The sequence below is a fragment of the Tumebacillus permanentifrigoris genome, assembly GCF_003148565.1.
Lineage (GTDB): Bacteria > Bacillota > Bacilli > Tumebacillales > Tumebacillaceae > Tumebacillus > Tumebacillus permanentifrigoris.
This window is the reverse complement of the sequence record NZ_QGGL01000010.1, coordinates 163150-183164: the sequence shown is the minus strand read 5'-3', so window position 1 is coordinate 183164 and position 20015 is coordinate 163150. Positions and strand designations below refer to the sequence as shown.

Below are 20015 nucleotides of genomic sequence, written 5' to 3'. Positions count from 1 at the left end.
GTCACCCCCCGATAGAATCGTCTCCTACGATCCGAACTTCCGGGTGAAGGTCATGTCCGTATTTTTCAGCGATGGTGTGTTGTACGAGTGTGATCAGTGCGATGACATCTGCGGCAGTTGCTCCCCCGACATTCACGATGAAGTTGCCGTGGAGTTCCGAGATCTGTGCCCCACCGATGCGCGTGCCCTTGAGTCCCGCTGCTTCCACGAGGTGACCGGAGTGCGTGCCTTCCGGATTGCGGAAGACGCTGCCGCAGCTCGGCATGCTCAGCGGTTGCGTGGTCTGGCGGCGCTTTGCCCATGTGCGGACGCGCTCGCTCATCTCCTGCGCATCCCCTTTGCCCAGTTGGAAACTGGCATCGAGCACAAGCATCGGTTGGTCCTTCAGAGCGCTATAGCGATAATCGAATTTTAGTTCGGCATGCGTCAGGTGCTGCACATCGCCTTCCGGGGTGAGCACGTTACAGTCGATCAGTACGTCCTTCACCTCGCCACCGTGCGCCCCGGCATTCATCATCACCGCGCCACCGACGGTTCCTGGAATTCCTGTGGCAAACTCCAAACCGCTAAGTCCGTTTCGAATCGCATGGTGGGCGGCGGATACGAAGGAGCGTCCTCCCTGTGCAGTCAAGCGGTCGCCTGACACGTTCAGGTCGGAGTAATTGTCAGCCAGTTTGATGACGACCCCGCGCCACCCGCCGTCGCGCACCAGCAGATTGGAACCTTTGCCGATCACGTACCACGGAATGCTGTGTTGGTGCGTCAGTTGCATGATTCGCACGAGGTGCTTCTGTTCGGTCGGGAGGATGAACACGTCGGCGGGTCCGCCGATGCGCCACGAAGTGTGTTTGGACAGGAGTTCGTCAAACAACACCTCACCTACGTGTTCACCTATGAATAGCTTCTGGATCTCTTCTCGTTTCATCATCGTACCTCCAACGTACTGACAAGATAGTCTCGCTCCTCGATGCTCCGCGCCTCGTACCCTCATGATATGGGGAAGCCCTACGAGTGGTGACACCAGCCCAGAGAAGCGAAAAAATCCGAGCGAATCCGCGGACATTCGCGGCTCGCTCGGTGTTTTTTGCTCCAGACGGACGCTTGAGGTCACCTCGTCTGCCTGGAGATGTTTAGCAAAATTCCGATCCCGGTCAGCATCAGCGTAAGTGATGAACCGCCGTAGGAGATCAAGGGAAGCGTGATCCCGGTGACCGGCATCGAGCCGGTGACAACCCCGATGTTGATGATGACTTGTACCGCGATCATGCCGGTGATCCCGACAGCGAGCAACGATCCGAACGTGTCGGGTGCTGTGATCGCCGTGCGCAGCCCCCGCCAGACGAGGAGTAGAAACAGCAGCAGCACGGTCGCGCCACCGATGAAGCCTAATTCCTCAGCGAGGATGGAGAAAACAAAGTCGGTCTGCGGCTCCGGCAAGTAGAGGAACTTTTGCCGACTCCGCCCTAATCCGAGCCCCATCAGACCACCCGGCCCCAATGCATAGAGCGATTGGATGATGTGATAGCCAGCATCCAACTCATAGGCCCACGGGTCCATGAATGCGAAGATCCGTTTCAAGCGGTAGGGCGCAACCACAACCAACCCGACAAACGCCGGGATCGCCAGACTCGCGAGACCGAGCAGATGTGTGCCTCGAGCACCAGCGGCAAAGATGATGATGATCGCCGTGCCCATCAGGACAACAGATTGTCCAAGGTCAGGCTCCAACATGATCAGGCCAACAGCCGAGACGACGATGGCGAGCGGTGGCAGCAGGCCGCGCTTGAATTCGGAGATCCGATCCTGCGTCCGCTCTAACATGTACGCGAAGTAGATGATGATCCCGAGCTTGGCGAACTCAGACGGCTGGATGCCGAACGAGCCAATTCCAAGCCAGGCTCGCGAACCCCCGCGCACTGAGCCGATGCCAGGGATGGCGACGGCGACCAAAAAGAGGAAGCAGATGATCAGAAGCGGTTTGGCGATTCTTCTCAGTTTGTGGTAGTCGTAGTTCATCATCGTAAACATCGAGATGATCCCCAGCACCGCCCACATCAACTGACGCTTGGCGTAGAAGAATTGATCGTCAAACTTTTGGGCGGAAAGCACCGCACTGGCACTATACACGATGACGACGCCGATCCCCAGAAGCAATAACGTGGTAATGATGATCAGCGTATCGGGATACGATTTGATCTTGCCATTCATAACGGCAACAGTCACCCCCGGATACTCGGTCTCGTCCAATCGCTATAATGTATGCACAGCTTTTTTAAACATGCTCCCTCTCTCCTCAAACGAACCAAACATGTCCCATGATGCGCACGCCGGACTGAGCAGGACGGTGTCGCCTGCCGTTGCAGACCGCGCTGCGAGCTCCACGGCCTGTTCCAAGCTGTCTGCCTTCTCACCTGTTCGTCCTGCTCGCTTCGCGACGTGGAGCAGCGTGTCTGCCGCTTGCCCGATCGCCACGAGGTGCTTGACGTGCTTCTCGAAGATCGGGACGAGTTCGAGGAAGTCCACGCCGCGGTCGAGTCCACCTGCGATCAACACGACGTTCTCAAACGCCGTGATCGCCTGTGTCGCCGCTGCGGCGTTGGTCGCTTTGGAGTCGTTGTAAAAATCGACCCCCTGTTTGCTGGTCACGTATTCGGTGCGATGTTCGACGCCGCGGAAAGTGCGCGCCACTTCAGCGATCGCCTCGGGCGCGGCTCCTGCTGCGAGGCAGATTGCTGCCGCCGCCAGAACGTTCTGCAGATTGTGTGCACCCGCGAGCGCGACATCGGCCACCGGGAGGAGCGAGACGTTTTTGCCGTTCATCGTAGCGTGGATGTATTCATCCTTGACAAAAACGCCCTCCTCTAACACGTCGTGCGTGGAAAAATACAGAACCTTCGAGCGCAGCGGCTCCTGCCAGCTCGAGTCACCCGTCACGCGACGGAGATGATGCGCGACATCTTGCACTTCTAGTTGATCCCAATTCAGCACAGCGACGTCATCCGGCCCTTGGTTCGCAAACAGACGGTATTTCGCATCGCGATACGCTTCAAACGTCCCATGATAGTCCAAGTGTGCCGCTGAAAGGTTCAACAGCGCCCCAATTTTGGGACGGAACTCTTGGGTGCCCATCAATTGGAAACTCGACAGTTCGGCAACGAGCCATTGATCAGCACGCATGCGCTCCGCCACTTCCGAGAGCGGGAGGCCGATGTTGCCGCCGACGACCGACTGTACGCCCGCTGCTTCCAACATCTTGCCGACCAGCGTCGTCGTCGTCGTCTTGCCATTCGAGCCAGTGATGCCGATCAGCGGGGCTTTGGAAAACTGATACGCCAGCTCCACTTCGGTGATCACAGGAATGCCTAGTTCGAGCGCTTGGCGCACCGGGGCCGCGTGGTACGGAATCCCTGGATTTTTCACCACGAGGGCGAGACCTGGATGAACGATGCCTTCCGGGTGCCCGCCACCGATCACTTCGATGCCGAGCGCTTGCAAGTCAGCCGCCAACGGATCGTCCGCCAGCGGCTTTTGGTCATTGATGACGACGTTTGCACCCTGTTGATGCAACAGTCGTGCGGCCGCCGCGCCGGAGCGCGCCAGACCGAGCACGAGAATTTGTTGTCCTGTGTACGTCACTGTGTGTCTCTCCCTACGGTTTCAGGTACAGCGCCAACGAACCGACAGCGAGCAACAGCCCGACGGTCCAAAAGGTGCCGACAACGCGCCACTCCGACCAACCGATCAACTCAAAGTGATGGTGCAGCGGTGACATCTTGAAGATGCGGCGACCAAATGTCTGGAACGAGATGACCTGCAGGATGACAGACAGCACTTCCGCCACGAACACGCCACCGATCAAGAACACGTAGATCTCCGTCTTGGTCAAGATCGCAACCGTCGCCAGTGCGCCCCCGAGCGCGAGCGACCCGGTGTCACCCATGAACACTTTCGCAGGATGCACGTTGAAGACGAGGAAGCCAAGCAACGCACCGACCGTCGCCGCGCAGAAGACCGCGACTTCCATGTTCGACGTCCACCATGCGAGGATTGCGTAAGACCCAAACGCGATGGCGGTCGTCCCTGCGGCCAGACCATCCAGACCGTCGGTCAGGTTGACCGCGTTCGACATCCCGATCACCATCAGCACGAGGAACGGCAGGTAGAAGAACCCGAGGTTGAGCGGGGTGTCGATGAACGGGATGTTAACTTTCATATCGATGATGCCCGCGTAATACAAGACGACGTACAACACCACGCCGAGGATGATCTGCCCGAGCAGTTTCTGGCGAGCTTTCAAGCCCAGATTGCGCTTGAGCGCGACTTTGATGTAATCGTCGAGGAACCCGACGATCCCATAGCCGATCGTGACAAAAAGCAATAGATACGTCTCAAACTCGCGGTCTGAGAATTTCAAAGTCGTGATCGTCAAGGCGACGAGGAAGATCATACCGCCCATCGTCGGCGTGCCAGACTTTTTCTGGTGGCTTTGCGGGCCTTCTTGACGGATCGATTGCCCGAATTTCAGGCGACGTAAAAATGGAATGAATAGTGGTCCCAGGATCACCGCGATAAGAAACGCGACCCCCGTCGTCCACAACATGATCGTGATATCCATGACCTTTGGTCCTCCCCTAGTAACTCCGCAGCTTAGGTCAACGCCCGCACAACATCGACGAGCCCGATTCCAAGCGAAGATTTGACGAGGACAATCGCCCCGCCTGTTTCGTCTTGTGCATGATGGGTCAGCACATTTTCAAGGTACTCGATCGCTTGCGGCTTGTCGACCACTTCATGGATCAGGCCGCCAAAACCGCCCTCGCGCGCTCCCACCGCGATGTCGAGCGCCAAGTCACCGATGCAGACCAGTTCGGCAATCTGCAAACTGGCGAGGTAGGCGCCCGTCTCGCGATGCATCAGCACCGAGTCCGGGCCGAGTTCGAGCATACCGCCGAGCGCGGCGACTTTGTAGCCGCCCGGCATCTCGTCAAGCATCGCGAGGGCCGCTCGCATGGAGGTGGGTGACGCGTTGTAGGCATCGTCGATGACGGTCCCTTGTGGGCTTGTTGCCGCGATCGGTTCCACCAGCCAAGCAAAGCTGGCTTGGTGGACTTCAAAGCGTCTGGCCGTTAGTTTCGCCTGAGCGAGACCTCGCTTGATCTCCTCGCGGGTCATGCCGAGTTCTTCGCCCACCGCAACCGCCGCCAGCGCGTTGCCGAGCTGATGCAGGCCAGGCACGGGGAGCGTGTACGTTCCCTTTTCCCCGGCCAATTGGAAGCGCGAGCCCTCGATGCCAAGGTTCTCCACTTCGACTGCGCGGATGTCATTGCCTTCCCCGAAGCCAAACCACACCACCGGCGCTTGGGTCAGACCTGCTCGTTCGCGCAGCAGGGGTTCGTCGCCAAAAAGAATCGCTTTACCGCTCGGCGGCAGCGCTTCGATCAACTCACACTTGGCGTCAGCAATACCGCCCCGCGAGCCCAGATACTCGATGTGCGCCTCGCCGATGTTCGTGATCACGCCGATCAGCGGAGCCGCCAGCTCTGCGAGCAACGCGATCTCATGGCGGTGGTTCATGCCCATCTCCAACACCGCAACTTCCGTCCCCTCCTCCAGATGCAGGAGCATCAGCGGGACGCCGATGTGGTTGTTGAGGTTGCCCAGCGTCTGTTGCACCTTGAAGCGCTCCGACAGCACGGAGGCCAGCAGGTCTTTGGTCGATGTTTTCCCATTCGAACCGGTGACCCCGATGACGCGGAGGTTTTGCAACTCGTTGCGATAGCCGGCTGCCAAGCGTTGCAGACCGACCAACGTGTCCGCGACTTCGATCAGCGCAAGTCCTTGCGCTTTTGCCGGAACGGGTGTGCCCGCCTGCCACAGCGCAGCGGTCGCCCCTTGGTCGACCGCTGCTTCAATAAAGTCATGACCATCAAAACGCTCGCCGACGATCGGGACGAACAGCCGACCTGTCATGTCCTTGCGCGTGTCGGTGGCGATCCCGTGTACGAGCAAGGCGCCCTCCCCTTGCACCAGATTCCCACCTGCGAGGCGAGCGATCTGTTCTGCGGTCCGCTTGATCATGCCTGTTCACCTCGAATCGCAGCCGCCGCGACTTCGCGGTCGTCGAAATGCGTTTTGGTCTTGCCGATGATCTGGTACGTCTCATGGCCTTTGCCCGCGATCAAAATCACATCATCGGCCTGCGCTTGCTTGATCGCGAAACGAATCGCTTCGGCGCGGTCCGTGATGCGGACGTAGCGGTTTTGCTCCACATCTGCGACCCCAACTTCCATATCGTCGATGATCGCTTCCGGGTCTTCGGTGCGCGGGTTGTCAGAGGTTAGCACAGCCAAGTCGGCATACTCCGAGGCGATCTTGGCCATGATCGGGCGCTTGGTGCGATCGCGGTCGCCACCGCAACCGACGAGGCACATCACGCGGCCTTTGGCAAACTCGCGCACCGTTCTCAACGCGTTCTCCAGCGAATCCGGTGTGTGTGAGTAGTCGACGATCACCGCGAACTTCTGTCCGGCATCGACGCGTTCGAAGCGACCATCAACACCCGACACAGCTTCCAAAGTACGCTTGATCTGTTCCAGTGACAAGCCTTCCAGCAAGCACACGGCGATCGCCGCCAGCGTGTTGTAGACGTTGAACTTGCCCGTCATCCGCAACTTCAATTCCGTCGAACCTGCGAACGTCTCCAACTGGTACGACACGCCGTCCGATGCGACCTGCACATGCGTTGCACGCACATCCGCTTCCTGATCAATGCCATAGGTGATCACTTGCGCCGTCGTCGCCCCGTGGAAAAAAGCCGCCGCTGGATCGTCGGCATTGATCACCGCAAATTGGCTCTGCTCCGGCGTATCCCCATAGGTGTTGCCGAGACGGGAGAAAAACTTCGCCTTGGCATTGCGATACTCTTCCATCGAGCCGTGGTAATCCAGATGGTCTTGGGTCAAGTTGGTAAACACTGCCGTGCGGAACTGTGTGCCCGCGACACGACCGAGTTCCAAGGCATGTGAGGAAACTTCCATCACAGGATACTGGACGCCTGCCTCCGCCATTTGCCGGAAAATACGCTGAAGCTCCAGCGCTTCTGGCGTCGTGTTCGCCGTCTCGTATTCCACATCGGCATATTTGACTTTTAACGTGCCAATCAAGCCGGTTTCCTGCCCGTTTTCACGCAGGATGCGCTCGATCAGCGATGTGGTCGTCGTCTTGCCGTTGGTGCCGGTCACTCCGATCACCTTCATCGACTGTGAGGCATGTCGATAAAAAACGGACGCAAGCACCGCAGCCATCGCCCGGGTGTCCCGGACGATGACCTGCGGTGCTGCAAGCCCTTCAAATTCCTCTTCGACAACAACAGCCGATGCACCGGCTGCCACCGCTTTTTGAACATACTCATGCCCATCCACCGTATACCCGCGCAGGGCGACAAACAGCGTCCCCGGCGCAGCTTGACGGGAGTCTGCCGTGATGTTCACAATCTCCACTTCGTCGTTTCCCACGACGCGTTTGAGGACGATGGGGGCAATCAACTCGCGCAACCGCAACTGCGTTTCCTCCTCATACTTCCGAATAATTCTTACCAATCAGTATGGACCATTCCCCTGTCTTCAGACAAGCTATGGACTCTTTTGCGCCGGTTGGTCGGAGAGGTACAGACGAATCGTCGAACCTGCTGGCACCTTGGTTCCGGCAGCGGGTGACTGATCGACGATGTACTTGCCCTGACCTGCGCTTTCCGTTTTCAATTGCAGACCGGAGCCATACATTTCCTTTTGCGCTTCCTCGACCGTCAGGCCGGAGATCTGCGGCACTTCGATCGGTTTCGGGTCGAAGTAGGTGTATTCCTTCGCCAGACCTGCTTTGGACGTCGGAACGTTCAGGTAGTGCAGGCTGTCTCCAAGGATGTTTCCGACGACCGGCGCAGCGATAACACCCCCGAAAATCAAGGGAGCCTTCGGGTTGTCGATCGCGATGTACGCGACCAGACGCGGGTTGTCGACAGGAGCCATCCCGATAAAAGATACGATGTAATGGCCTTTTTTATAAGCGCCATTTTCCGCAACCTGCGCCGTCCCGGTCTTGCCACCGACGCGATAGCCGTCGAGATAGGCGTTTTTACCACTCCCGCGGGCGACGACCGATTCCAGCGTTTCCCGCACTTGGCGAGCGGTGTCTTCGGAAACGACGCGGCGAACCGCTTCCGGCTTGATGTCTTCGATCACTTGCCCCGTCTCCGGGTCGCTCCACGCTTTGGCGAGGTGCGGCTTATACAGCGTCCCGCCGTTGGCTACAGCTGAGACGGCCATCACCTGCTGAATCGGTGTGACCGAGACCCCTTGCCCAAACGAAGTGGTCGCGAGGTCGACCGGGGTGACTTTGTTCACGTTGAAGAGGATGCCCTTGCCTTCACCCGGCAGATCGATCCCGGTCTTCTGACCGAAGCCGAACTTGTTGATGTAGTCGAAAAGTTTTTCCTTGCCAAGTTTCTGACCCATCAGCATGAAGCCTGGGTTGCAGGAATTCTCAACGACGTCGAGCATCGTCTCTTGTCCGTGCCCGCCCGCTTTCCAACAGCGGATGTTGCGCCCGCCGACGGTGTAATAGCCTGGGTCGTAGAACGGATCGTTGAGCGTGATTTTCTTCTCCTCCAGAGCCGCTGCGAGCGTGACGATCTTGAACGTCGAACCGGGTTCGAAGTTTTTCCAGATCGCGAGGTCGCGGTTGTACGTCTCCTGCGGGTAGCTCCGGTAGCTGCCGTTTTTGAACGATGGAGAATTGGCGAGCGCCAGAATCTCACCGGTCTTCGGGTCGGCGACGATCACCATGACCCCGTCGGGGTTGTACGTTGCGTTGACATTTTCGATTTCACGCTCAACAAACGTCTGAATCTCTTTGTCGATCGTCAGCGTCAGGCTCTGCCCGTTTTGCGGAGCTACGTACTCGTCGTCCTCCTGTGGCATCTCCTCCCCGCGCGCATTGGCGAAGAACGAGATCCGTCCGGGCTTGCCCTCCAATCGGTTGTTGTACCAAGACTCAACGCCGGTCAAACCTTGGTTGTCGACGCCGGCAAACCCGAGGATGTGCGCCGCCAGCCCATCATCTGGGTAGTAGCGCTTGCCCTCCTCGGTGACATAGATGCCCGTGAGGTTGAGGTCGCGCACCAGTTTGGCTTTCTCGTCGGTGACTTTGCGACCACCGGGGGCGAGGTACACCAACAGCGTGCGTCTGGAGATGAGTTGTTGGACTTTTTCCTTGGGCATTTCCAGCACTGGCGCGAGTTTCTCGGCCGTTCCCGCCTTGTCCTTCACCTGTGCGGGAATCACCACCACGGTTGGCGCACTGCCGTTGTAGGCCAGCACTTCGCCGTTGCGGTCTGTGATACTGCCACGTTTCGGTTCGACTGGGATGTTGCGCCGCCAAAGGTCTTCCGCTTGCTCAGTCAGCCACGGCGCCTGAATCATCTGTATGTAGCCCAGTCGCAAAATCAGCACGAGGAACACAACAGCCAGCCCAGCAAGGACGATCATCAGTCGTTTTCGCAGAGTGACTTGGGACAACAGTTGCACAGCCAGACCTCCTTTTCCGTACTACGCTAAAAATATGCAGGAAAAAGAGGTACAAGAACCCAGCTTGACCGTGTGCGTCCGCCGTCCATTAAACACAAGAAAACCCGCAGCGTCAAGACTGCGGGGAGAAATCCAACTTGACCGAGGTGCCAAACGGGACCATCGTCCCAGGCGCTGTGCCTTGTTTGGTCACATAGCCGGAACCATTCGGTTCCATCTGTAGCTGCAAAAGCGACATCGTCTCCATCGCTTCGCGCATCGAGAGGCCGCGCAGGTCGGGCATTTTCACTTTTCCGTCCTTGATCCCTTCGGGGCCGAAATAGACTTTGACCTCCGTCCCTTCTGGCACTTGACCATACGCGATGTCCGGCCACTGCCCCGTGACTTTGGGTCCGTCACCGACCGCTTGGATCTGCAGGCCGCTTTGCTTGATCAGATCGTTGGCTTGATCCTTCGTTGCACCGATCAGATCCGGCACTTTCACAAACGTTTTCGGCTCCACCGGTTTCGCGGCGGTGTCGTCCGGCTTGCTGTTTTTGTCCTTGACGGTGTTGTCGTTCGGGTCGATGGGCACCTGCAAGTAGCGCAGCGTCTGCTCCAACACCACTTTCCCGCTGGGAGCGGCAACGGTGGAACCGAACTGCAACGGCGCATTGCGCGTAGGCTGATCGACGGAGACGTAGATCAAGACCTTCGGGTTGTTCGCCGGAGCGAACCCGGTGAAGGACAGCCGATACTTGTCGTCCTCATAGCCACCGCCCGGTTTCGGAACCTGTGCCGTCCCGGTCTTGCCCGCCACGTGATAACCGCGGATGTAGTCGATCTTGTTCGCGTCGTAGAGCACCGTCTCTTCCAAAACTTGGCGCACGGTGTTGAAGACTTCCGGGTTCGCCACTTCGCGCAGAACCTTCGGCTTGACTTCTTCGACCGTTTGCCCGGTTTTTTGATCCCGGAATTCCTTGACCACGTGCGGTTGGTAGACTTTGCCGCCATTGCTGACCGCGATCATCCCCGCCACCTGCTGAATCGGCGTGACGGAGACCCCTTGTCCAAACGAAGTCGAGGCGAGGTCGATATCACTCATTTTTTTCGGATCAAAAAGCGACGCGTTCTCCTCGCCCGGCAAGTCGATGCCCGTCGGTTTGTTGAACCCGAATTGGTAGAGATAGTTGAACAGCGAGTCCTTGCCAAGTTTCTGCCCGATCTTCACGAAGCCGACGTTGGAGGAATTGTACACCGCTTCGCGGTAGGAGATCGTCCCGAAGCCCTTTTCATTCCAGTCGCGGACCGTCATCCCATCGACGGTGATCGCCCCGGATTGGAACGTCTCCGCCAAGTTCAGTTTGTTCTCCGCCAGCGCCCCGGTCATTACGAACGTCTTGAACGTGGAACCTGGCTCGAACGAGCGCAACGCCCAGTTGTTCCAGAGCGCTTCCTGATCAGCAGAGGCATACTCCGCCGGCTTGAACGTTGGTCGGTTGCCCAGCGCGAGGATCTCGCCATTGTTCGGATCGGCGACGATGATGGTCGCGTGCTTGGGCCAATACTTCTGCACGATCTTGTCCAGTTCATCCTCGACGAAATGTTGGATCGTTCCGTCAATGGTCAGCACGACATCCTTGCCGTCGGTCGGCTGCTTGGTGATCTGAGGCTCGAAGTTTGGCAGCGGATAGCCATCGACATCGGTGAAGTACTCCATATGTCCCGGAACGCCGAGCAACTGCTTGTCATAGACCGCCTCGACCCCAGCGAGGCCAGCCTCTTTGTCACTGTCACCACTGATGCCATAAAACCCGAGCACATGAGCCGCCGTGCTACCGCTTGGATAGCGGCGGATGTCCACACGGCTGGTCGTGATGCCGAGGAATTTCTGATCCTTGTGCGCCGCTTCGATTTTTTCAAAAACGCTCGCGTCCACTTTGCGTCCCTTCGGTCCCAGTCCGACCCCATGTACAGAGGTGTCGTCGTTTTTCATGTAGCCGAGCAACTCCGTTTCGGTGGCACCTAGCAACGGCGCGAGAAACTTCGCGTACTCCTCTGGCACATCGACTTTGGACTTGCCTTTGGATGGACGGAAGGCATCGAGGTCGACGTTGAGGTCATAGGCAACCCCGGTAAACGCGAGCTTCTGCCCGTTGCGGTCGTAGATCGCCCCGCGTGTTCCGACGATGTCCTTTTCGGTTTTGATCCATTTCTGGGCATCCACCACGAGCGACTTCGCTTCGACCGCTTGCACGTAAAAAAGGCGCAGGACCAGGGACGACATGCCGACGAGCAGACCGAAGCGCAACAGCTTCGAACGCTTGCGGAAAGTCCGTTCCTGTGGGTTCATCAGTTCTTGCTCCCTTGCACGATGACCATCTTGTGCTCATCGACTTGTTTCATGCCCAGTTGGTTGGTCGCGACGCTTTTGATGCGTTCCGGCGCTTCCATCTGGAGCACTTGTTGTTCGAGTTTCAACTGTTGGTCCTTCATCGTCTGCAAGTTGTGGCGCTCAGACTCCAATTGGTAGTTGAGACTGACCATGTGAGCATAGCGACCCGCCAACGAGATGGCGATGGAGAGGCAGAACACCACCGTGAACAGCCATTTGACTTTTTCACGCGCCTCCTGCTTTTGTTGAGGGCTGCGTGCGGGCTGGTGTTGTTTTTGTGGCTGATATTGTGGCGCGGGCTGCTGTTGTGGCAGCGTCCGCGCGAGATTGTCTTGGTATGTTGACATCGTTGGAATTGCTCCCTTCTCCCCAAGTTCGCGCTGGTTACAGCTTCTCGGCGATGCGCAGTTTGGCGGAACGAGCCCTTGGGTTGTGCGCCAATTCTTCCTCGGAGGGGACAATCGGTTTGCGCGTGATCACTTTGACACGCGGTTCGTTGTCACACTGACAGATTGGCAATTCCTGCGGGCAGATACACCCGCGAGCCGCCTCTTGCAAGGCTTGTTTTGCCATTCGATCCTCCAAAGAGTGGAAGGTGATGATCGCGACCCGACCTCCAGGGTTCAAGACGTCGATTGCTTGTTGAATCGCCTCGGCGAAGACGTTCAACTCGTCGTTGACCGCGATGCGGATCCCTTGGAAGGTCCGCTTGGCCGGGTGGCCTCCTTCTCGGCGTGCAGCGGCGGGAATGGCCGCCTTGATGATGTCAACCAACTGTCCTGTCGTCTCGATCGGTGCCTTCGCACGTTCCTTGACGATAAATTCGGCAATGCGCTTCGACCATTTTTCTTCCCCGTATTCGTACAGGATCTTCATGATCTCATCCTGACTCCACGTGTTGACCAGGTCGTGCGCACTGAAAGGTTGTGTTTTGTCCATGCGCATGTCGAGCGGCGCATCATGCTGGTAGCTGAATCCACGTTCTCCTTCGTCGAGTTGCGGCGAGGAGACGCCGAGGTCAAACAATACCCCATCCACCCCGGAGAGTCCCTGTTCGGCCACGATGTCTGCTAATCGGCGAAAATTGGAATGGACGATCGTGAACCGCCCTTCGTAGGGGGCGAGGACTTGCTTAGCATTGGCGATCGCGGTGAGGTCTTGGTCGATGGCAATCAAGCGGCCGGTCGGCGAACTAGCCTGCAAGATGCGCCCCGAGTGACCTGCACCTCCGAGCGTGCAATCCACATAGATATGGTCAGGCTCCGGTTGCAGAGCCTCCACAGCTTCGTTGGCAAATACGGACACATGATGAAAGGTGGTTGATTCGGACATAAGTATAAACACTCCTACAGATCGAAATCGATTAGTTTTTCCGCAAGCTCAGCGAACGAGTCAGCAGATTGGGCACAGTACGTATCCCAAGCTTCCTTGCCCCAGATCTCAACGCGGTTGGACACGCCGATGACAACACAATCCCGGGTTAACTTGGCGTATTCTCGTAGATGGTTCGGGATGTTGACGCGGCCTTGCTTGTCGAGGTCGCTCTCAGTCGCTCCTGAGAAAAAAAAGCGGCTGAACGCACGGGCGTCTGCTCGTGTAAATGGCAGAGTCTTCAACTTTGCCTCTAGACTCTCCCACTCGCTTCGTGGGTATACAAAGAGGCAGGAATCCAATCCACGGGTCACAACAAAGCTATCCCCAAGTGCATCCCGAAATTTCGCCGGGATGATCAGGCGACCTTTCTCATCAACGCTATGTTGATATTCCCCCATGAACATTGCCTTTTCACCCACCTTGCGGAAAAGTGCTCCACTTTCCCCCACTTTCCACCACTGTTGATGGGTATTCGTTTTGAACAAATGATTTCCTGCTGTAAATCTGGAGGGATTGGCATATTTTTCGACTTGTAGTTTAAAATGGTTCCAAAGCCCCAGAGCATATGTTCGCATCCGTGACTCTGGTATTCGTACATACGTTCGCAGGTCACAGGACAACCGTAGAAAAGCCTCTGCGCCCTTGCAAAACCTGACCTGTATCGACAAAAAAAGGGCGCCACCCGTGGGGGTGCGCCCTTTTTTGGATAACGCCTCTTAATAAGCTCGTGCGTAGGAACTTGGCAGTTCGAGTTCAGCCTTCAATGCAAGCGCCGCTACTTTCGCCCAGTGCGGATCGCGCAGCAGGCCGCGCGCGATCGCCACGAGGTCAGCACGTCCGTTGCGGACCACTTCTTCCGCGAGCGCCGGGTTGTCGAGCAGGCCGACCGCGATCGTCGGGATGTCTGCTCCGCGCTTGATCGCCTCGGCGAATTGCACTTGGTAGCCTGGATAGATCGCGGGCGGTGCGACAGGCAATGCGCCACCTGAGGAGCAGTCCACCATGTCCACGCCCGCTTCCTTGAACGCAGTCACCATGCTCACCATCTCGTCGAGGCTGTACGATTCCTCCGAGTACTCGGACGCCGATACGCGCATCAGCAACGGCATCTCCACCGGCAGCACCGATTTCACCGCAGAGATCACTTGCAAGGGGAAACGCAGGCGGTTTTCCAACGTGCCGCCATACTCATCGGTGCGCTTGTTGGTCAGCGGCGAGAGGAACTCGTTCAACAAGTACCCGTGCGCCCCATGCAGCTCCACCGTGTCAAATCCAGCTTGGACGGCTCGCACGGCCGCCGCTTTGAACTTCTCGACGATTTCACCGATCTCGGCCACCGACAGTTCCTGTGGAACCGTATAGCGCGGGAAATGCGTCAGCGCGGAGGGGGCTACATTGGGCTCATCGGTCTCTGCTTTCACACCGGCATGCGCGATCTGAATCCCCATGCTCGCCCCGTACTGATGACCGAAGTCGACGATGCGCCGCAAACCTGCGATGTGATCGTCCGACCAGATGCCGATATCGTGCATCGAGATGCGTCCGCGCGCCTCCACCGCACTGGCTTCCAACATGATCAGTCCCACTCCGCCAATCGCACGCGCCCCGTAATGGACGAAGTGCCAGTCGCTCACCGTACCGTCCGTGTTCGCGACATATTGGCACATCGGTGACATCATGATTCTATTCTTCAAAGTCAAACCTTTGATTGTATACGAATCCAACAAACCTGCCATCCTTCAACTGCCCCTTTCCATTATGTAGGAATCTGCAATGTACACAAGATAACAAAGTACTTTCCATAGTAAAGTAAGATATCTTACGGAAAGAATGTGTTATACTAAAACTAACGAAACACTTGAAAAGGGAGCGAGCGCAATGTCTGAATTGAATCCGTGCTGTCCGATCGAAGTGACGCTCGGCGTGATCGGCAAAAAGTGGACCGTTCTGATCATTCGTGAGCTGTTCGATGGCAAGAAGCGTTTTTCTGAGATCGCCGCGTCCTTGCCGATCTCCTCGAAACTTTTAACTGATCGGCTGAAGGAACTGGAGGAGCATGGGATCATCAACCGTGCGATCTACCCGGAAATTCCGCCGCGCGTGGAGTACACGCTGACGGAGAGCGGGAAGACATTAACCAGCGTGTTGGATGCCCTGCGCCTGTGGGGAACGCAACATTACGCCAACCGCCAGTGCCATGAAGAGCAGACCGTCGAATAATCAAATCGAAAAGAGACCCTGATCCCCAACGCACCTGCGTGTAGGATCAGGGTTTTTTGTTGTTTATATACCCTGTGCGTGCGTCCACATCTCCCCCACAAATCCCCACTGCACACGGTGTATCGCCTGCATGCAGTGGTGCAGAACTCCACAACTTGAAGTTCCTACCCACACAACGCCACCACTTTCTCCCACCGATGCGGTGCGAGCGGCTCGGCTCCGTCCCTGACCTGGGGTTATTGTATTTTTTCAAATGCGACCTCATGGAAGCGTTGGCGCACTTCTTCCTTGTCAAAGGAGTAATAGATACGGTAGTTCTCCGGGTCGAGCACCCGGTAGTGACCGGTAACACGGTTGTGTTGCATCCGGTAGCCGTCATGTTCGAGGAACAGCGTCCAGAACAGATGCCCGCCGAGCGTCTTGATCCAAGGTTTGACCGCTCCTTGGCGCGCACAGAGGTCAATGATCTCCAGCACAGCATCCCCGAACAGGTTTTGCACGATCTCCCCGTTGCGAAACAACACCGCCACCGTCACCGCCGTTGAAAACCCAAAAGTCTTGCGCTCCTTCTCCACCTCGACCAGCGTCTTTTTGGAAATCCCGATCATCTCAGCAAACCGATCCTGCGTCACATTGGCCTCCGCGCGGATCGTTCGCGCCCGCTCGGAGATCATGCGGTCAAACTCATGCGGTTCCATTTCGCACCACCCTCCACGATTACTCTTATAGTGTAATATTACACGAAAAACGCAAAATTACAAGCCGATACCATAAAAAAGAGACCGAAGTGTCATCCGACACATCGGTCTGCTCAATGGGGTCATATCAGAACGAACAAAAAGTATGGAAACTCTGTGGTCTGATAAAGGGGAGGCATCAGACAACCGTTTGCACGGAACCACAGAGCAATGATCGGAAGTGTTCCGATTTCCATGATTTTTATTTTAATAAACTCTACGACATTTGTAAATAGTAAACGTTATTACTCTATGACGAATCCGTGAACATTAGTGAAAAAATTTCTGCGGGACACCCCGCACAAGTAGCAGATGATCGACCGCTTTTCAGGAAAAAGGCACCCTGCGCTCAGGGTGCCTTTTTTGTTCGCCTCCGCTCTGCCTCGCGCACGAGTTCGAGGAGCATCGTGTTGTACGGGGTTTCAATGCCCTGTTGCTTGCCAACTGCCTCGATCACGCCGCACAGCGACTCGATCTCCGTCGGGCGACCGTTGTGCAGGTCTTGGAGCATCGACGATGTGTTGGCGGCGGTGTGACGGCAGACGTCGAGCACGCGTTCCATGCTGTTCTCCAAGGCGACACCACCAAGGCTTGCCACTCGTTCCGCTTCCTCGACGGTGAGACGCATCACGCGCAGCAACGACGGGCTCTCCAGCAACTCGCCATTGCGCACGTTGTACAGCGCGGTGAACGGATTGATGCCGATGTTGACCATCGCCTTTTTCCAAACTTCCGTGCGAATGTCCGGGCTGACGGTAGCCGCGTGTCCACAGGAGGTAAACAGCTCCGCCCACCAGTGGGCAGGGCTGTTTTTTTCCGATGTGGGGAGCCAGTCTCCGATGACCGTCTGGCCAGCGCCCTTGTAGAAGACCTTGGTGTTGCCCTCAGATGTGGCTCCGTGCGTGGTGAGCCCGATCGCGAGCTGTGCGGGGTCGAGATGAGCCGCGAGGATTTCGCCGTTGCCAAGGCCGTTTTGCAGGGAAAGTACAGGCATCGACCTCGGCAGGAGTTGGGCGGCGGTGCGGGTGTCGTAACTTTTCACGGTGAGGAGGGCCGCGTCGACATCAGCGGGCACGCGCCCTGTGCAAGCCTTCACTTCCACACGTTGCTCCTGCCCCGCCAAATCGAAGAATTGCAACCCCTCCTGCCCAAAAGCCGCCGCTTGCTCCGCGCGGCGGCAGATCAGCAACGGTGTATGCCCGCCCGAGACGAGCATCCCAGCGAGCAGCCGACCGATGGCACCAGCGCCGACGATGGCGATCTTCATATCCCGACCGCCTGCTTGTAATACAGCAGGATCTCCCGCGCCACTTCTTCGTCTGGAATGTAGGTGCGCAGGAGGTCGAGCGAATCCTGACTCGCGACGAGGATGTTGCAGAGGTACAGCACGCATAGGCCCATGCTCATCACTTCGATCCACTTCTCGCGGAAGACTTGCTTGGCGAACTCCACGATCAGGTAGCGGTGTTCCTTCAATTTGTTGTCGATGTCGGAGATCGTGTGCAGCTCACAGAAATGCAACTTGTCCACCAAGGCCCCGACGAACAGATCGTTATGTTGCAACAATGCCCCAGAATACGAGACGATCTGCTCGTCCAACTCCTGCACGACCTCGCTGGTACTGATGTAAGACTTCAAGGATGCTTGGTCGATCAACACGGCGGTCGGCTCGTCCAGTATCTGCTCCTGCACATCGTTTTCGTATTCCTGTAGCGAGTCGCGAATCTTCGCAAACTCCAGATCCGCGATCTCCAGCAGTCCGGCCAGCCGGGAAAAACTGCGGCGAATGTCCTTCGGGATCGCCTGCTTGCTTTTGTACCCCATGTCGTGCTCAATCTCCGCCCACGTGTGTTGCAGGATCGAACGCACCTGAATCTCCGCCTTGCACCCGGCATACCGCGCATACTCGGTCAGCGCCAGTCGCTTCTCTGGCAGTTTGACGACATAGTGCAACGACAGATAGCCGAAACGATCAGGGTCGAGCAGTTCGCGCTTGTCGACCGAGTTTTGCACATCGAGTTCGAACTCCTGCTCGACCAGCTTGGCGATTGCATCAACTTCGTCATTGTAATAGGTGATGATGCGCAGGCCGACGATGTCGGTCACTTGGCTGAGCGAACTGTATTTGCCGTCCGATCGGGCGATCTTGCCCTGCAAGCTCTTGCGGTCCTTGCAGCGGGCGGTGATCGAATGGACGCGGATACCCTGTTGCTTTAACAACTCCTGAATCAGCACTTCCAATTTGTTGCTAAAGTCCGTATAGATCCCGATCTCGCGGTCGTATTCGGCGAGGATCGGCGACTGGTTTTCTTTTTCAATCATCTGCGGTTCCTCCACTCCGTCTGTGTTCATGTCTCCCATGATAACGCAACCTTTTATTTCCTGTCGAGGCATTGCATCTACAGGAGAATAAGCGTAGCATAACAGGTGTAAACACCTTTACATATCAACTCTCACTTATTTGAGAACGGAGGTTTTTTCTTGCAAACCATGCCTGCTCTGATCATCCCGTCCCGCGGCTGGCTCCAAGCCGCTTCCCCAGTAGATTGGTACGCTGAGATGCGCGCCAACGCACCGGTCTACTTTGACGAAGAACGCAACGCGTATGATGTGTTCAGCTATGAAGACGTCCAGCGCGTGCTGTCCGATTATGCGAACTTCTCCTCGCAACGCCAAGGCGAAGAACTGACGTCGCAGAGCATTATCAACATGGACCCGCCCAAACACATGAAGTACCGCCAACTGGTCGCCCAAGCGTTCACACCGAAAGCGATCGACGCCCTCGCCCCGCGCATCTCGGAGATTGCGAAGGAACTGCTCGATGAAGTGGCTGACCAGCCGGAGTTTGACATCATCCGCGACTTCTCCTATCCGCTACCGGTCATCGTGATCGCGGAGATGCTCGGGGTGCCGAACCAAGACCGCGAAAAATTCAAGCACTGGTCGGACATCGTCGTCAAAGGCGTCGATTTTGAAGCGGGTGAAACGATCGAGCAGAATCTAGCTCTGCGTCACACTGTCACCCAGGAGCTTGGGGCGTACTTCGCAGAAGTCATCCAGTCCCGTGCGATCGAACCGAAAAATGACCTGATCACCGCCCTGCTCGCCGCCGAAGTCGACGGGGAGAAACTGACGGTCCCGGAGTTGCTTGGATTTGCCTTCCTGCTGTTGGTCGCAGGCAACGAGACCACGACGAACTTGATCGGCAACACGATGCAAAGTTTGCTGGAGCACCCGGAGATCTGGGAACACCTCGTCCGCGAGCCAGGACTGCTGCCGTCCGCGATTGAGGAAGGTCTGCGATTCCGCTCGCCAGCGCAATCGATGAATCGCTTCACGACACAAGAGGTGGAAATCGGTGGTGTCGTGATCCCGGCGGGTGCGGAAGTGATCGCGTGGATCGGTTCTGCAAACCGCGATGACGCAAAATTTGTGAAGGCAGAACAGTTTGTCATCGACCGCTCCCCGAACCCGCACATCGCCTTCGGGAACGGCCCGCACTTCTGCCTCGGAGCCCCGCTCGCCCGACTGGAAGGCCGGATTGCGATGCAAGCCCTGATCGAGCGCTTCCCGCAGATGAAGTTGAAGCAGGATGCCAAACTCAGCATCGGATTGAGCCCGATTGTCTCAGGCTTGAAGAGGTTGCCCGTCACGATCTAGTAAAAAAGAGCCCCCCGTTGCGGGAAGGGCTCTTTTTGCTTGCGTCCTGTGAAAAAAGCCCGCTCCACG

At 57.0% G+C, this 20015-nt stretch carries 17 protein-coding genes; 2 read left to right on the top strand and 15 right to left on the bottom strand.

The genetic code is table 11. The features are described 5' to 3' along the window. Nucleotide 1: 1 nt before the first annotated feature. The 12 genes from murB to namA form a co-directional block, all read right to left on the bottom strand. Nucleotides 2–925 carry a UDP-N-acetylmuramate dehydrogenase gene (gene murB / locus C7459_RS13105; RefSeq protein WP_109689759.1) on the bottom strand — a complete coding sequence of 308 codons (924 nt, stop codon included), beginning with the start codon at nt 923–925 and terminating at the stop codon, nt 2–4. 182 nt (nt 926–1107) lie between these two features. Continuing rightward, nucleotides 1108–2208, bottom strand: coding sequence for a stage V sporulation protein E (gene spoVE, locus C7459_RS13100; protein ID WP_109689758.1), 1101 nt, complete (start codon nt 2206–2208; stop codon nt 1108–1110). Nucleotides 2209–2250: 42 nt separating this feature from the next. Continuing rightward, a complete protein-coding gene (gene murD, locus C7459_RS13095; RefSeq protein WP_109689757.1) occupies nt 2251–3636 on the bottom strand; it encodes a UDP-N-acetylmuramoyl-L-alanine--D-glutamate ligase in 1386 nt (461 codons plus the stop codon). A gap of 13 nt (nt 3637–3649) precedes the next feature. After that, entirely contained in the window at nt 3650–4615 is a 966-nt protein-coding gene (mraY, locus tag C7459_RS13090; RefSeq protein ID WP_109689756.1) for a phospho-N-acetylmuramoyl-pentapeptide-transferase, read from the bottom strand. A 32-nt stretch (nt 4616–4647) separates the two neighbouring features. Continuing rightward, nucleotides 4648–6078: a UDP-N-acetylmuramoyl-tripeptide--D-alanyl-D-alanine ligase gene (locus tag C7459_RS13085; RefSeq protein WP_109689755.1), complete on the bottom strand. Its 1431-nt coding sequence runs from the start codon at nt 6076–6078 to the stop codon at nt 4648–4650. Then, nucleotides 6075–7559 (bottom strand): UDP-N-acetylmuramoyl-L-alanyl-D-glutamate--2,6-diaminopimelate ligase, encoded by a 1485-nt coding sequence (locus C7459_RS13080; RefSeq protein ID WP_109689754.1) that lies wholly within the window; start codon nt 7557–7559, stop codon nt 6075–6077. The genes C7459_RS13085 and C7459_RS13080 overlap by 4 nt, the downstream gene beginning before the upstream one ends. A gap of 72 nt (nt 7560–7631) precedes the next feature. Beyond that, nucleotides 7632–9542, bottom strand: a complete 1911-nt coding sequence (locus C7459_RS13075) for a stage V sporulation protein D (protein WP_109689776.1) — start codon at nt 9540–9542, stop codon at nt 7632–7634. Nucleotides 9543–9693: 151 nt separating this feature from the next. Continuing rightward, nucleotides 9694–11913, bottom strand: coding sequence for a PASTA domain-containing penicillin-binding protein (locus C7459_RS13070; RefSeq protein WP_109689753.1), 2220 nt, complete (start codon nt 11911–11913; stop codon nt 9694–9696). Next, a complete protein-coding gene (locus tag C7459_RS13065) occupies nt 11913–12302 on the bottom strand; it encodes a cell division protein FtsL (protein WP_109689752.1) in 390 nt (129 codons plus the stop codon). Before C7459_RS13065 ends, C7459_RS13070 begins: the two co-directional genes overlap by 1 nt. 37 nt (nt 12303–12339) lie before the next feature. Further along, complete coding sequence (rsmH, locus tag C7459_RS13060) at nt 12340–13287, bottom strand: 16S rRNA (cytosine(1402)-N(4))-methyltransferase RsmH (protein ID WP_109689751.1); 948 nt, start codon at nt 13285–13287, stop codon at nt 12340–12342. 14 nt (nt 13288–13301) lie between these two features. After that, the gene (mraZ, locus tag C7459_RS13055) at nt 13302–13733 is read right to left on the bottom strand and encodes a division/cell wall cluster transcriptional repressor MraZ (RefSeq protein ID WP_109689775.1); all 432 of its coding nucleotides are present in this window, start codon (nt 13731–13733) and stop codon (nt 13302–13304) included. A gap of 312 nt (nt 13734–14045) precedes the next feature. After that, nucleotides 14046–15065, bottom strand: coding sequence for an NADPH dehydrogenase NamA (gene namA / locus C7459_RS13050; RefSeq protein ID WP_109689750.1), 1020 nt, complete (start codon nt 15063–15065; stop codon nt 14046–14048). 142 nt (nt 15066–15207) lie between these two features. Here namA and C7459_RS13045 point away from each other — a divergent pair, with 142 nt between their 5' ends. Then, nucleotides 15208–15549 (top strand): winged helix-turn-helix transcriptional regulator, encoded by a 342-nt coding sequence (locus tag C7459_RS13045; protein ID WP_109689749.1) that lies wholly within the window; start codon nt 15208–15210, stop codon nt 15547–15549. Between the two features lie 236 nt (nt 15550–15785). Here C7459_RS13045 and C7459_RS13040 read toward each other — a convergent pair whose 3' ends face one another. From C7459_RS13040 to C7459_RS13030, 3 genes are all read right to left on the bottom strand, one after another. Then, entirely contained in the window at nt 15786–16247 is a 462-nt protein-coding gene (locus C7459_RS13040; protein ID WP_109689748.1) for a helix-turn-helix transcriptional regulator, read from the bottom strand. A 388-nt stretch (nt 16248–16635) separates the two neighbouring features. Beyond that, the gene (locus C7459_RS13035; protein ID WP_170119451.1) at nt 16636–17553 is read right to left on the bottom strand and encodes a ketopantoate reductase family protein; all 918 of its coding nucleotides are present in this window, start codon (nt 17551–17553) and stop codon (nt 16636–16638) included. Further along, on the bottom strand, nt 17550–18647 hold the full coding sequence (locus C7459_RS13030; RefSeq protein ID WP_170119450.1) for a GTP pyrophosphokinase: 1098 nt from the start codon (nt 18645–18647) through the stop codon (nt 17550–17552). The genes C7459_RS13035 and C7459_RS13030 overlap by 4 nt, the downstream gene beginning before the upstream one ends. Before the next feature lie 129 nt (nt 18648–18776). On the opposite strand from C7459_RS13030, the gene C7459_RS13025 reads away from it, so the two are divergent. Continuing rightward, nucleotides 18777–19946 carry a cytochrome P450 gene (locus tag C7459_RS13025; protein WP_109689774.1) on the top strand — a complete coding sequence of 390 codons (1170 nt, stop codon included), beginning with the start codon at nt 18777–18779 and terminating at the stop codon, nt 19944–19946. The last annotated feature ends 69 nt before the right edge of the window (nt 19947–20015 follow it).